Source organism: Nocardia sp. NBC_01377, from assembly GCF_045040005.1.
Classification (GTDB): domain Bacteria; phylum Actinomycetota; class Actinomycetes; order Mycobacteriales; family Mycobacteriaceae; genus Nocardia; species Nocardia noduli.
In genome coordinates this window covers 2,183,868-2,197,409 of record NZ_CP109566.1, presented here as the reverse complement: position 1 = coordinate 2,197,409, position 13,542 = coordinate 2,183,868, and the positions used below count along the sequence as shown (strand labels likewise).

The 13,542-nt window shown below is 68.0% G+C and carries 12 protein-coding genes and 1 pseudogene; 7 read left to right on the top strand and 6 right to left on the bottom strand.

The window, feature by feature from the left end:
• Window positions 1–7: 7 nt before the first annotated feature.
• Window positions 8–664, bottom strand: coding sequence for a GAP family protein (locus OG225_RS09955; protein WP_405181394.1), 657 nt, complete (start codon window positions 662–664; stop codon window positions 8–10).
• Window positions 665–956: 292 nt separating this feature from the next.
• On the opposite strand from OG225_RS09955, the gene OG225_RS09950 reads away from it, so the two are divergent.
• Entirely contained in the window at window positions 957–2,042 is a 1,086-nt protein-coding gene (locus tag OG225_RS09950; protein ID WP_405181393.1) for an ATP-dependent DNA ligase, read from the top strand.
• Window positions 2,039–3,041, top strand: a pseudogene (ligD, locus tag OG225_RS09945) (non-homologous end-joining DNA ligase). The gene OG225_RS09950 and the pseudogene ligD overlap by 4 nt, the downstream one beginning before the upstream one ends.
• A gap of 22 nt (window positions 3,042–3,063) precedes the next feature.
• On the opposite strand, the gene OG225_RS09940 reads toward ligD, so the two are convergent.
• From OG225_RS09940 to OG225_RS09925, 4 genes are all read right to left on the bottom strand, one after another.
• Window positions 3,064–3,780 carry a hypothetical protein gene (locus OG225_RS09940; protein ID WP_405181392.1) on the bottom strand — a complete coding sequence of 239 codons (717 nt, stop codon included), beginning with the start codon at window positions 3,778–3,780 and terminating at the stop codon, window positions 3,064–3,066.
• Window positions 3,781–4,085: 305 nt separating this feature from the next.
• A complete protein-coding gene (locus OG225_RS09935) occupies window positions 4,086–4,751 on the bottom strand; it encodes a TetR/AcrR family transcriptional regulator (RefSeq protein ID WP_405181391.1) in 666 nt (221 codons plus the stop codon).
• Window positions 4,735–5,880 (bottom strand): acyl-CoA dehydrogenase family protein, encoded by a 1,146-nt coding sequence (locus tag OG225_RS09930; protein ID WP_405181390.1) that lies wholly within the window; start codon window positions 5,878–5,880, stop codon window positions 4,735–4,737. Before OG225_RS09930 ends, OG225_RS09935 begins: the two co-directional genes overlap by 17 nt.
• A 178-nt stretch (window positions 5,881–6,058) precedes the next feature.
• On the bottom strand, window positions 6,059–6,757 hold the full coding sequence (locus tag OG225_RS09925) for a TetR/AcrR family transcriptional regulator (RefSeq protein ID WP_405181389.1): 699 nt from the start codon (window positions 6,755–6,757) through the stop codon (window positions 6,059–6,061).
• Between the two features lie 181 nt (window positions 6,758–6,938).
• Here OG225_RS09925 and OG225_RS09920 point away from each other — a divergent pair, with 181 nt between their 5' ends.
• From OG225_RS09920 to OG225_RS09900, 5 genes are all read left to right on the top strand, one after another.
• Entirely contained in the window at window positions 6,939–7,892 is a 954-nt protein-coding gene (locus OG225_RS09920; RefSeq protein ID WP_405181388.1) for an alpha/beta fold hydrolase, read from the top strand.
• Between the two features lie 104 nt (window positions 7,893–7,996).
• Window positions 7,997–9,454, top strand: a complete 1,458-nt coding sequence (locus OG225_RS09915) for an SDR family NAD(P)-dependent oxidoreductase (RefSeq protein WP_405181387.1) — start codon at window positions 7,997–7,999, stop codon at window positions 9,452–9,454.
• A gap of 16 nt (window positions 9,455–9,470) precedes the next feature.
• The gene (locus tag OG225_RS09910; protein WP_216906783.1) at window positions 9,471–9,860 is read left to right on the top strand and encodes a DUF2784 domain-containing protein; all 390 of its coding nucleotides are present in this window, start codon (window positions 9,471–9,473) and stop codon (window positions 9,858–9,860) included.
• Window positions 9,861–9,912: 52 nt separating this feature from the next.
• Window positions 9,913–11,253: a CoA transferase gene (locus OG225_RS09905; RefSeq protein ID WP_405181386.1), complete on the top strand. Its 1,341-nt coding sequence runs from the start codon at window positions 9,913–9,915 to the stop codon at window positions 11,251–11,253.
• A 47-nt stretch (window positions 11,254–11,300) separates the two neighbouring features.
• Window positions 11,301–12,917 carry an MFS transporter gene (locus tag OG225_RS09900; RefSeq protein ID WP_216906779.1) on the top strand — a complete coding sequence of 539 codons (1,617 nt, stop codon included), beginning with the start codon at window positions 11,301–11,303 and terminating at the stop codon, window positions 12,915–12,917.
• Here the strand turns inward: OG225_RS09900 and OG225_RS09895 are convergent.
• A complete protein-coding gene (locus tag OG225_RS09895) occupies window positions 12,914–13,492 on the bottom strand; it encodes a TetR/AcrR family transcriptional regulator (protein WP_405181385.1) in 579 nt (192 codons plus the stop codon). The genes OG225_RS09900 and OG225_RS09895 overlap by 4 nt on opposite strands.
• Window positions 13,493–13,542: the final 50 nt, after the last annotated feature.

The window sequence follows — 13,542 nt, the reverse complement described above, 5'->3', positions numbered from 1 at the left end:
GCTGTACTCATCGCAGTGCCGCCAATCCACGGCCGGTGAACAGCAGGCCGAAGCCGACGAATACGCAGACCGCGAGTATTCGGTCGTGCTCGACCATCCACTGCTTGGCCGCGCCCAACCCGGAGCGCGCGCGATCGCCCATCAGCACATACATGCCGATCGGGATCAGGAAATCGAGTGCGGCGGCGAGCAGCAGCAGGCCCGTCGCGAAGATCGATACGGCGGGGCCGGAACCGGATTGGGCGATCACACTGATGCCGGACAACATGATGAACAGATTCGGGTTGAGTACGGCGAGTACAAGTCCGGCGGCGAAAGCCCTGCGGGGGCCCGCCGATTCGAGTTCGGTGATCCACTGCGGCTTGCCGGGAGCTCGGCTGGGATGACGGAGCAGCAGTACCGCGCCGATCGCCAGGAACATCAGTCCGACCAGGAATCCGACCCAGTGCGCGACCGTCGTCGAGGTGGCGTGCGGGTCGGTGGCGCCACCGAGCAGCCCCGCCAGGCCGATCTGTAGATAGACGAGCAGGAACGCGGCGCCGAAGCTGAACGCGTTGCGCACCGCGTTGCCCGATTGCAGCAGCAGTACACAGCCGACGACGGCGGCGGGGGTGATGAACAGCCCGATCATCTCCGGAACCAATTGCCCGAACAGCTCACTCATGGCCGCCGCCTTCCGGTGAAACGAAGGCCATCGGCCGCTCCTCCCGTCGACTCCAGGTCCGAAACGAGCCGGGTTCCGACCCGGCCACCCGTCGAATTTCGCATGCCCCACCCCCGCTGACCTCACCCGTTAGGGGTGAACGGTCCGGCGCCGATCGACGCACCGCGGCTCTCGGCGGTGAATGCGGCGTCGATGTCGGTCCCCGCGCATACGATCGTGCTCGACGGCGTACCGATGAGTTCTCTCGGCCGTCGACGTCTACATGGGTGACCGACGACCCGAGGAGGAACGTGTGGACCTACCGGTGATGCCACCCGTTCGGCCGATGCTCGCCAAGACGGCGCCCTCGGTGCCACGCGAGCCAGGGCTGAGCTACGAGCCGAAATGGGACGGATTTCGCTGCATCGTGTTCCGCGACGGCGACGAGGTGGAATTGGGCTCCCGTAACGATCGCCCGTTGACCCGCTACTTTCCCGAGGTCGCCGCGTTGCTGAAGCAGGCGTTGCCCGACAGATGCGTCATCGACGGCGAGATCGTGGTCGTCACCGATCAGGGCCTCGATTTCGACACACTCCAGAACCGGCTGCATCCGGCCGCGTCCCGGGTCGCCAAACTGGCCGTGGAGACACCGGCCAGTTTCGTCGCGTTCGACCTGCTCGCCCTCGGCGACCGGGATCTGACCGAGGAGCCGTTCGCCGAGCGCAGGCGTCTGCTGGAGACGATCCTCGACACGGCGTTGGCGCGGGTGCACCTCACCCCGCTCACCCGTGATCCCGATGTCGCCCAGGATTGGTTCACCCGATTCGAGGGCGCGGGTTTCGACGGGGTGATCGCCAAATCCGACGCGGCGACCTACATGCAGGACAAGCGGATCATGCTCAAGATCAAACACGAACGCACGGCCGACTGCGTCGTCGCCGGATTCCGCTGGCACAAGGACGGCGAGGGTGTCGGTTCGCTGCTGCTCGGGCTCTTCGACGACGAGGGGCATATGCACCATGTCGGGGTCGCGAGCAGTTTCACCGCCGCCAGGCGCAAGGAGTTGGTCGACGAACTGGCGCCGCTGCGGGAGAACGCGCTCGAGAATCATCCGTGGCGGGAATGGGCGGACGCGGCGGCGCAGGCCAAGGCCGACGGCAAGATGCCGGGCGGGGTGAGCCGCTGGACCGGCGGCAAGGATCTGTCCTGGGAAGCGGTGCGCCCCGAGCTCGTCGCCGAGGTGCGCTACGAACACGTCCAGTCCGGGCGGTTGCGCCACGGCGGCAGGCTGGTGCGGTTCCGCGCCGATCGCACCCCGCGATCCTGTACCTACGCCCAGCTCGACGAGGTCGCACCGGCCGAGTTGAGCACCATCTTCGAGGAAGCGTCCACCGGATGAGCGAGTCGGTCGATATCGAGGTCGACGGCAGAACCGTCACGATCAGCAATCCGGACAAGGTCTACTTCACCAAACGCGGTGAGACGAAGCTGGATCTGGTCCGCTACTACCAGGCGGTCGCCGAACCGTTTCTCGGCGTCGTGCGCAACCGCCCGCTGTTGCTCGAACGCTATCCGGACGGCGCGTCGGGCAAGTCGTGGTTCCAGAAGCGGGTGCCGAAATCGGCGCCGGACTGGCTGCACACGGTGGAGGTCTCCACCCCCAACGGCACCACCAGCGACGCGCTGGTCGCCCACGATCTCGCGCATATCCTGTGGGCGGTCAACCAGGGCTGCCTGGGTTTCCACGTCTGGCCCAATCACGTGGACGATCTGACGATCGCCGACGAGTTGCGGATCGACCTCGATCCGTCCCCCGGCATCGCCTTCGACGATCTCCGCCGCGCCGCCGTCCGCACCCGGGAACTGTTCGGCGAACTCGGCCATCGAATCCCGCGTCAAGACCTCGGGCTCGCGTGGATTGCACATCTACGTCGCCCTCGAGCAGAAATGGGACGGCTATCAGGTACGGGCCGCGGCGGTGGCGCTCGCGCGCGAATTGGAACGACGACATCCCGAAGAGATCACGGCGCAATGGTGGAAGGAAGAACGCGGAACGCGCGTATTCGTCGACTTCAATCAGAACGCGCCGCACAAGACGGTATTCGGCGCATGGTGTGCGCGGCCCAAAGTGGGCGCTCAGGTGTCCACGCCGATCTCGTGGTCAGAACTCGACACCGTGGTCCCCGACGAACTGACCATCGCCACCGTCCCCGCCCGGTTGGCCGAATTCGGCGACCCGTGGTCGCGGCGCGCACCGCAATCGATCGAACCGCTGTTGGAGATGTCCGCACGCGATATGGCCTCGGGACTGATGGACGCGCCGTGGCCGCCGCAGTATCCGAAGATGCCCAACGAACCGCCGCGGGTGCAGCCGAGCCGGGCCAAGAAGGCGGAGTAGCCGGGTCGTGCGGACGGAGTGACTACTCCGTCCAGGCCGTCCATTTACCGCTGCGCCCGGTGCCCTCGCACACCAGCGCGCGCCCGTCGGCGGTGCGGCCGGATTTCGACACCGTCGGATCGCAGGTGGTGCCCGCGTCGAACTGGCCGGTGCCGACGTTGTACGGACCGGCCCACTGGTATTTGCCGGTGGATCCGGTCACCGCCAGGCACAGCAGCGTGCCGCCGTCCGCACTCTGGCCTATCGCTCCCACCTGCGCTTCGGCACAGCCGGTACCTTTGGTGGCCGCGATCTGCGTGGTGGCGATGACCGCGGCGGTCGGTAGCGCGTTGGGCGTGGTCGGCGCGAGCGACACCACCGTCGTAGTCGTCGCCACCGGCGACGCGTCGGCCTGCGCGGCGAAGGGCATGTCGTCCGTGCCGATCCCGTCGGCGAGCGAACCGCCGAGCACGATGAACGCGGCGACGGCCGTCACTTCGGCCAGCCCGAGCAGCACCGCCAACGTGGCCATGCCCTTGCCCTTGGGATGGCTGAAGGCGATGAGTCCGAAGATGATCGCGATGGGGAACAGTGCCAGCAACGCCGCGACGAGGGCGACGATCGCGTACGGATTGACGATCGGACGGAAGTCGCCGCCGTCGCGGTCCTCGGGCCGCACCTGCGGCCAGCGCTCCTCCTCCGGTTCGGCCCACCGCTCACGCTCGCGTTCGCGGTCCTCCCACTGCTGCACCCTTGCCATACTCACGTCCCTTTCGCGTCCAACCATTCGCGCAGGAACCTCAAGCTGCCCGAACCCCGCCTCGATAAGGTCACAGAATAGGGGCAGAACCCAACATTTGGCCCGAATTCCCGGATCAGCTGCTAGCGGATCCCCGGACGGATATCCGAAACAGACCCGGGGAGGCCGCGAGCGGACCGGCCGTAACGAACCGGCAAACTCTATTTTCGACGAATGCGGTGACGGTTGCTGAAATCGACCGACCCCGAAAGTTCGAATGGCCCGAAAAGGCGCGCGGTGCGTATTCGCATGCCGCGCATCGACGATCAGCGGCCGTTGTCGACCCGCGGCATCGTCTCGCTGACCAGAGTCGTCAGCATGTCGACCAACAGTGCGTGCACCTCGTCGCGGCGCAGCGTGCCGCGGACGATCCATTCCCGGCCCGCGACTTTCACGAGTCCACCGAACGCACGGACGAGCGCGCGCAATTGCGCACCGTGGGCCGAATCGGCCATGCCGACCATGAGCAGCATCCGTTCGGCGGCCGCGTCGTCGGCTTCGTCGAGGATCTGCTGCACCTCGGGATCGTTGCCGACGCCCTCGTGGCTGGTCACCTTGACCCACGTGTTGCCGTGTTCGGCGATGGTGTCGAGCAGCCAGTTCACGCTCGCCTCGACGCGTTCGCGCGCGGTGCCGGTCGGCACGACCATGTCGTCGATTCTCGGCAGTGTCACCATCCGGTGGACCACGGCGAGGTAGAGATCGCGTTTGTTGCCGAAATAGTGGTTGATCAGCCCGCGCGCCACTCCCGCGCGCTGGGCGAGCCCGGCCGTGGACACCGCCGCGTAGGGCCGCTCGCCGAACATGTCGATGGCGCAGGCGAGGATCTGCGCGCGGCGTTCGTCGGGTTCGAGCCTGCGCCTGCGCGGCGCGGGCTCGACGACGGCGTCCGGCGCCGCCGCCGGGTCGCGGATATCAGAGCGATCTGGCAATGAGATCCTTCATCACCTCGTTGCTGCCCGCCAGGATGCGCAGAACGCGGGCGCCGGTGTAGAGCTGCGAAATCGGATACTCCGTCATGTAGCCGTAGCCGCCGAACAGTTGCAGGCAGCGGTCGACAACGATACCGAGTTGGTCGGTGAGCCAGTACTTCGACATCGCCGCGGTCGGGATATCGAGTTCGCCGCGCAGGTGCCTGGTGATGCAATCGTCGAGAAAGGTGCGGCTGACCCGCGCCAGCGTCGCGCATTCGGCCAGTTCGAATTTGGTGTTCTGCATGGCGAACAGCGGTTTGCCGAAGGCCTCGCGGCCCTTGGTGTAATCGACGGTCAGCGCGACCGCCTTCTCCATCATCGCGACCGCGATGATGCCGGTGACCAGCCGCTCCTGGGCCAGCAACTGCATCATCTGATAGAAACCCTGGCCCTCGGCCTCGCCGAGCAGATTGGTGGCGGGCACCCGGAGACCGTCGAAGAACAGTTCGGCGGTGTCCTGGGCCTTGCCGCCGATCTTGTTCAGGATGCGACCACGCTCGAAACCCGGGGTGTCGTCGGAGACCTCGGCGAAGATGAGCGAAACGCCCGAGGCGCCTTTGGTGGGGTCGGTCTTGGCGGCGACGATGATGCCGTCGCAGAGCCAGCCGTTGGTGATGAAGATCTTCGAGCCGGTGATGACATACTCGTCGCCTTCGCGCACGGCCCTGGTCTTGATGTTCTGCAGATCCGACCCGGTGCCGGGTTCGGTCATGCCGATGGAGAGCACCATCTCACCGCCGGCCGCCTTGGGCAGCACCCGCCGCTTGAGTTCCTCGGAACCGAAATGCTGGAGGTAGGGCGCGATGATGGTGCTGTGGACCGGCAGTCCGAGCGACCCGTCGCCCGCGAAGGCCTGCTCCTCGATGATCGCGGCCTCGTGCGCGAAGGTCCCGCCGCCGCCACCGTATTCGGCCGGAACCGACGGGCAGAGCAGGCCGAGTTCGCCCGCCCGGTTGTACAGGTGACGATCCGGATGTCCCTGCGCGACGAATTTCTCCTCGTGCGGGACGACTTCCTTCTCGAAGAATGCCCGCGCGAGTTCGCGAACCGCCTCGACCTCGTCGTCACTCCATGCCGCACGTGCCATCTCGCCGATCCTTTGCCTCGCTGCCGGAACGCGGTGTCCCCACGGTCACGCGCGGGGACGACGCCACGGATCCGACCTCCGCGCCGGACCCTCGCCCTCAGATTCCACCACTATTGGCATGATGTCAACAAATCGCGGCAGAAGTCGGCGCGATCCGGATCCGGATGGGTGGGGACGCTCAGCCCGCGGGGTGGGCGAATCCGCCGATGGCGGCGAGAGTGGTCAGTATCGGGGTATCGGGATCGGCGGTGATGCCCTGCCGCCGCAGGAAACCGTCGATCATGCCCCACACGAATTCGGTGGCTTGATCCACGAATTCGGCCGTGCGTTCGGGCGCGGGCCGTCCGGCGTCACCGAGCCACAGATCGGTCACCGCCACCACGACCCCGACCACGGCGCGTGCGAGGTAGTCGATACCCGCCGGGTCGATCGGCAGCGATCGCGCGAATTCGCGAGCCTGTGTGGTGAGCCGGGCCGCGGCGGCCCGGCCGAGGTCGAATTGCAGGACCGAGCCGTCCGCCTGCTGGGTCACCTGCGCTTGGCCGAGGAAACGGAACACGTCGGGATGGGCCAGGATGCTGTCGGCGTAGCCGGTCAGCACCCGCCCGAGCGCGACGCGCGGCGGCGCGACGATGAGTGTCAGATCCCGGCCCGCGCCCGCCGACGCCGCCTTCGCCATCCGGTCGCCGATCTCGGTGTAGAGGTCGGCCTTGTCGGCGAACCTGCGGTAGAGACGCGGTTTGGTGATACCCGCCTCGCGGGCGATGTCGTCCATGCTCGGACGGGGGCCTTCCCTGTCGATCACCCGGATCGCGGCGTCGACGATCTCCTCGCGGGAAACCGTGCGCGACACGGGTCGGGCGTTGATGCGGGCCACAGCGCGAGCCTATCGTACCGGCGGTACGATCGGCGGGGTGCGAGCAGACCGGAAGCCTGTCGTTACCCGTCGAAACATTGCGGCAGATCGTTCGCACTGTCACTATCGGTGAACGTACCGGCGGTACACGCGGATGGATCGCATCCGCCGACGACAGCTCAGCGACCGAGGCGACACCGACATGAATCGACCGTTCGACACCCCCGATCCGGCGGGCACCCATCGTCCCGTTCGCACGACGACCGTGCGCGGGCACGGGGTGGACCTGGCCGTCTACGAATGGGGCAGGCGCGGTGACGAACCCCTGGTGCTGGTGCACGGACTCTCCGACACCCATCGGGTCTGGACCGACGTGGCGGTGCTGCTCGCCGACGGATTCCGGGTCATCACCTACGACGTGCGCGGACACGGACGCTCCTCGCGACCCGACGAACCGCACGGCTATCGGCTCGATCTGCTCGCCGAGGACTTCTTCGCCCTCGTCGACGCGGTCAGTCCGCATCGACCGGTGCACGTGTGCGGGCACGGCTGGGGAGCCGTACAGATCTGGGAGGCGGTCTGCGACGCGCGGGCCAACACCCGGATCGCCTCGTTCACCGCCATCGCCGGACCGAATCTCGACCACGTCGGCATCACCCTGCGCGAACTGATCCGCGATCCCGGTTACGCGGCGCAATTGCTGACCGACAGGAAGTTCTGGCGCCACAGCGCGAATTCGGCACAGATCGCGGCGCAGCGCATCGCGTTCCCGCCGCGGGTGCGCACCTGGGTCATCGAACAACTCGGCGGCATCGCCCGAGCCCACGCGACGACCGCGCCGACCTGGCGGACGGATCTGGCGACGGGCGCGCGGATCGCCTGCGTCAACCTCGCGCACCACCTGCTGCGCCCCCGGCAACGCCGTACCGCCGTGCCCGTACAACTGGTGGTCGACACCACCGACGTCTTCGTCCCGCCGTTTCTCTACTACGGCAGCGCACGCTGGGTGGATCGGCTCTGGCGCAATTCCATCCCGGCCGATCACTGGCTCCCGGTGACCGAACCACTTCTCGTCGCCGAGGCCATCGCCAATTTCGTGGAGGATCTGCTCGACGCGGACGTGCCCTACCCCGGCGCCGACGCCGCCGACCGGTAGCCGGACGAAAGCGGTGGGCGGAGGCGTTCGGCCGGGCACGCAGGGCGAATGCGACAATGGACGCGCAAACCGCCCCCGTTCACGAAGGATCGCCCCGCATTCCGATGGCCGAGAACACCATGTCGCCGCTTCCGACCGACCCGGCCATCGATCCGGATGATCTTGCCGCCTGCCTGCGTGTTCTCGAACAGGCGGGACAACTGGACAAGGAACATCCGGATTCGGTCGCGGTGCAGCGCGCCGTCGGGCACATGTTCAAGAAGCTCAAGCAGCGCAGGCGCAACGAGGCCAGGGCCGCGATCTCGGAGGCCGACCGGGCCGTGGTCGCCTCGACGGCCACCGGCTCGCCCCATCGGATCGACGACGAGACCGCGGGTATCCCGCTCACCTCGTCGACCTCGGGTGCGAGCGCGGGCACCCTGTTACGGTCGCGCCCCTGCTACATCTGCAAACAGCACTACACCAGGGTCGACGCGTTCTACCACCAGTTGTGCCCGGACTGCGCCGCCGACAGCCATGCCAAGCGCGACGCGCGAACCGATCTGTCCGGTCGACGGGCACTGCTCACCGGCGGCCGCGCCAAGATCGGCATGTACATCGCCTTGCGGTTGCTGCGCGACGGCGCGCACACCACCATCACCACCCGTTTCCCCAACGACGCCATCCGCCGCTTCGCCGCCATGGACGACAGTGCCGACTGGCTGGACCGGTTGCGCATCGTCGGCATCGACCTGCGCGATCCGGCCCAGGTGGTCGCCCTCGCCGACGATGTGGCCGCGCAGGGTCCGCTCGACATCCTGATCAACAACGCCGCCCAGACCGTGCGCCGGTCGACGGGCGCCTACAGCGCGCTGGTCGACGCGGAATCGGGTCCGCTGCCCGCGGGCGCGCTGCCGGACGTGGTCACCTTCGGCAAGACCATGCAGGCCCACCCCACCGCGCTCACCGCCTCCCTCGCGCCGACGCTCACCGCGGCCGATGTGGCGGAACTGGCGTTGGTCGCCGGGTCTGCCACCCCCGAGCGCATCGCGCGCGGCGTCGCGATCGACGCGGGCGGTCTGCTGCCCGATCTCGCGCACAGCAACAGCTGGGTGCAGACGGTCACCGAGGTGGATCCGACCGAACTGCTCGAAGTGCAGCTGTGCAATTCGGTCGCGCCGTTCATCCTGGTCTCCCGGCTGCGACCGGCGATGGCCGCGGCGGGGGCGCGCCGCAAGTACGTCGTGAACGTCTCCGCGATGGAGGGTCAGTTCTCCCGTGCGTACAAGGGGCCGGGTCACCCGCACACCAATATGGCGAAGGCCGCGCTGAACATGTTGACCCGCACCAGCGCTCGCGAGATGTTCGAGGAGGATTCGATCCTGATGACCGCGGTCGACACCGGGTGGATCACCGACGAACGTCCGCACTACACCAAGATGCGCCTGGCCGAATCGGGTTTCCACGCACCGCTGGACCTGGTCGACGGCGCGGCCCGCGTCTACGACCCGATCGTGCAGGGCGAGAACGGCAACGACCTGTTCGGCTGCTTCCTGAAGGACTACCGGACCTCGCCCTGGTGACGCCTATGCTGGTGGGATGCTGTACCGGCTGTTGGCCGACGCCACCGCGGTCCTCCATTTCGCCTTCGTCGCCTACGTGGTCGTCGGCGGTTTCCTGGCGTGGCGGTGGCCGCGCACCCTCTGGTTGCATCTGCTCGCGGTCGGGTGGGGATTCGGCACGATCCTGGTCGGCTACGACTGCCCGCTGACCCACCTGGAGGATTGGTCGCGCCGCCGCGCGGGCGAGGACGGACTGCCCTCGAGCGGGTTCATCGATCACTACCTGACCGGCGTGATCTATCCGGAGAGCGCGCTGGGACTGGTGCGCGTGCTGGTCGCCATCTGCGTCGTCACGTCCTGGGCGGGATATCTGCTGCTGCGCCGTCGGCGCGCGACCGAGGCATTGCACCGGGGTTGCCGGGCCTGACCGGCCGACTCGGGCTCCACGCTTCGGGTGGGGAACTACTACTGTCGTGGTGGTGAACGATCACGCACGGCTGGTCCACGACTACGAAGCCGGCATCGGTGTCCCCACTTCCGCCATCACCCCGGTCCCGGACCCTGGCGGTAATCTCGCTGCGACACTGCCGGTTTGGTCGTTGGCGGCCGGATCGATCGCGGCGTTGACCGCGGCGTCGAACCGCATCCGTGACGCGCACGGCCTCGCCCCCATGGCGCACCGGATCGATCCCGTGCGCATCGCCGCGGCCTTCTCCAGCGACCGACTAGTCCGCGCGAACGGCAGGCAGCCCGCCATGTTCGCCGACCTGTCCGGTTTCTTCCCCACCTTCGACGGCTGGGTGCGCACCCACGCCAACTATCCGCACCACAGAACTCGCTTACTTGCCGCGCTCGGTCTCGCGGAGAACGCGCCCATAGATCTGGCGGTAGCCCAGCTCGCCATGAGCCGGGCAACCGATGTGGAGGAGACCGCCGCCGCCTACGGCGCGATCGCGGTCCGGGTCCGTACCGAAGAGGAATGGGCGGGCACGCCCGAAGCGGAGGCGGCGGCCCACGGCCCGCTGGTCGCGATCGAAGCGCGCCACGACCGGGCGAGCAGTATCGCGCGTTCGGATGCCACCCCGTTCCAGCCCCTCCGTGGCATTCGCGTGCTCGACATGACCCGGGTCGTCGCGGGCCCGGTGGCGACGCGAACCCTGGCGCTGCTCGGCGCCGAGGTGCTGCGGGTGGATCCGCCGTTCCTGCCGGAGATTCCGTGGCAGTACGTGGATACCTGCCAGGGCAAACTCTCGACCAGGCTCGATCTGCGCGACCCGGCTTTCTACGATCTGCTGGTCTCGGCGGACGTCCTGGTGACCGGCTATCGCCCCGGCTGTCTCGAACGCGCGGGCCTGACCCCCGCGCAGCGACCGGGTCTGATCCACGGCCGGGTCTCCGCGTGGGGTGAAGGCGGTCCGTGGGGCGGACGGCGCGGATTCGACAGCATCGTGCAGGCCGCGACCGGTATCTCCATCACCGAGGGCGCGCCGTCGGTGCCGGGTACCCTGCCCGCGCAGGCACTCGACCACGCGTCCGGATATCTGCTGGCGGCGGGCATCATCGACGCGCTGGCCGCGCGCACCTACGACGGTGTCGGCCGGGATGTGCGGGTGTCGTTGGCGCGCACCGCGTCCTGGCTGCTGACCGCGCCGGGACGCACGCTCAACCATCCCCCGGCGACACCGCCCAACCCGGACGCCGTGGTCAGGCACGGCAGTTTCACCACCGCGGCGCCCGCCCTCGTCGAATATCCGGACTACGCGTGGCCCGCCCCCGACTACGGCAGGAACTACCCGTCCTGGCCGGTGCGCACGCGCTGATCGGCCGGTAGAAAACCCTTTGCGAACGGTCGCCTTCCGGCGGTGCAATGGTGACTCGCCCGTCACCGTTCCCGGAAGGAGACAGCCTCGTGGATTCCGTCTCGCCCGTGCTCACCCCGGACGGGACGCTGCCGCGTGCCGGACGCACCGAATGGGTCGGGCTCACCGTGCTCGCACTGGCCTGTCTGGTCTACGCCATGGATATGACGGTCCTGCACCTGGCCGTGCCGATGATCAGCGCCGAGCTGCATCCGAGCAGCGCGCAACTGCTCTGGGTCATCGATATCTATGGGTTCATGGTGGCGGGCCTGCTGATCACCATGGGCACCCTCGGCGACCGGATCGGCAGGCGACGGATTCTGCTGTTCGGCGCGGCGCTGTTCGCGGTGGTTTCGGTGGTCGCCGCGTTCGCGACCAGCACCGAGGTCCTCATCGCCTGTCGCGCGCTGCTGGGTATCGCCGGTGCGACGGTCGCGCCGTCCACGCTGTCGCTGATCTTCAACATGTTCCGCGACGCCAGGCAGCGGTCGATCGCGGTCGGCGTGTGGGTCGGCGCGTATTCGACCGGCGGCGCGGTGGGGCCGATCTTCGGCGGCGTACTCCTCGAACACTTCTGGTGGGGCTCGGTCTTCCTGCTCGCGGTGCCGGTGATGGTGTTGTTGCTCGTCCTCGGCCCCAGGGTGCTGCCGGAATTCCGTGATCCGGGGGCCGGGCGGCTCGATCCGCTGAGCGCGGCACTGTGCGTGGCGACGATGATCGCCGTGGTTTTCGGTATGAAGGCGATCGCGCAGGACGGTCTCGGCCTCGGCCCGGCGCTCGCGCTGGCGGGCGGCGCGCTGCTCGCGGTGGTGTTCACCCGCAGACAGCTGCGCAGTTCCGATCCCATGCTCGACCTACGGTTGTTCCGGCTCCCCACGTTCCGAATCGCACTGGTGATCAATATGATCGGGGTCTTCGTCGCGTTCGGGTATTTCCTGTTCGTCGCCCAGTACTTCCAACTCGTCCTCGGCATGAGCCCACTGGCGACCGGCCTGGTGATGGCGCCCTCGGGCCTGGGCTTCCTGATCGGTTCGCAACTGACCCCGCGCGTGATGCCGCTGGTGCGCCCCGCCTATCTCATCGGTGGCGGACTGGCGCTGACCGGCGTCGGTCTGCTGATGATGACGCGACTGAGCGCGGGCGACGGATACGGCCTCGCGCTGGCGGCGTCGGTGGTCTGTTCGCTCGGACTGGCACCGGTTTTCGGCATCACCACCGAGATGATCGTGGGGTCGGCGCCGCCCGAACAGGCGGGCGCGGCGTCGGGCGTCTCGGAGACCGGGGCCGAACTCGGTGGCGCACTGGGAATCTCGATCCTCGGCAGCGTCAGCATCGCGATCTACCGCGGTGACCTCGCCACGACGCTGCCCGCCGGACTGTCCGAGGACGACGTCCACTCGGTCCGTGACACGCTCGGCGCGGCCGCGCGGGTCGCGTCGGAACTGCCGGGTGACCTCGGTGACGCGGTCCTCGGCGCGGCGCGCACGGCCTACCTGCACGGCGTCCACATCACCGCGGCCATCGCTGGTATCGCCTCGCTCGTCATCGCGGTGGTGGCCCTGCGGCAACTGTGGAATGTGCCGGTCCTCGATACCGGCGAGCAGGCCGGGGACCGCGACGATTAGGGCGTCGCGGTCCCGGCGACGGCGTGGAACGCCTCGACCAGTCGCCCGCCGCCGGGGACCGCGCCGCCGGGGTCGATGATCCACAGCACCGAGAATCCCTGTGTGATCGCGAAATACAGTTCCGCGACGGCGTCGGCCTGCGTGGCGTCGAGTTCGGGATGGGTTTCGCGAAGGGCGGTGGCGATATCGGCGTACGCGCCCGCCAGGTTGTCGGACATGAACGACTGTGGCCGGTCCGACCGCGCGACGCGCAGCAGGTTCTCCATACTCGCCAACATGCCCTCGCGATGTTCGGCGAAGATCGCGGGCAGACCGTCGACCATCGCCGCGAACGTCTCGGTCATCGGCAGGTCGGCGGTGGTGCGGATCAACGCGTCCATGGCGTCGCCGATGCCGGTGCCCAGCGCCTCGGCCAGTGCCTCGGTGATGAGCCGTTCCTTGGAGCCGAAGTGGTAGCCGATGGCGGCGAGGCTGACGCCCGCCGCCGCGGCGATATCGCGCGCGGTGGTCTTGGCGACGCCGCGTTCCATGATCGCCTTGCGCGCTCCCGCCAGCAGGTCTTCCCGGTTGCCCATCCCCACAGCCTACAACACGTCTTAGACATATGTACCAGACGTATGTCCTA

Bases quoted from the DNA above. Each gene is read 5' to 3' on its own strand.
- OG225_RS09955 (WP_405181394.1), bottom strand. From the start codon at position 664: ATGAGTGAGCTGTTCGGGCAATTGGTTCCGGAGATGATCGGGCTGTTC.
- OG225_RS09940 (WP_405181392.1), bottom strand. From the start codon at position 3,780: ATGGCAAGGGTGCAGCAGTGGGAGGACCGCGAACGCGAGCGTGAGCGG.
- OG225_RS09930 (WP_405181390.1), bottom strand. From the start codon at position 5,880: ATGGCACGTGCGGCATGGAGTGACGACGAGGTCGAGGCGGTTCGCGAA.
- OG225_RS09920 (WP_405181388.1), top strand. From the start codon at position 6,939: ATGAATCGACCGTTCGACACCCCCGATCCGGCGGGCACCCATCGTCCC.
- OG225_RS09915 (WP_405181387.1), top strand. From the start codon at position 7,997: ATGGCCGAGAACACCATGTCGCCGCTTCCGACCGACCCGGCCATCGAT.
- OG225_RS09910 (WP_216906783.1), top strand. From the start codon at position 9,471: ATGCTGTACCGGCTGTTGGCCGACGCCACCGCGGTCCTCCATTTCGCC.
- OG225_RS09900 (WP_216906779.1), top strand. From the start codon at position 11,301: ATGGTGACTCGCCCGTCACCGTTCCCGGAAGGAGACAGCCTCGTGGAT.
- OG225_RS09895 (WP_405181385.1), bottom strand. From the start codon at position 13,492: ATGGGCAACCGGGAAGACCTGCTGGCGGGAGCGCGCAAGGCGATCATG.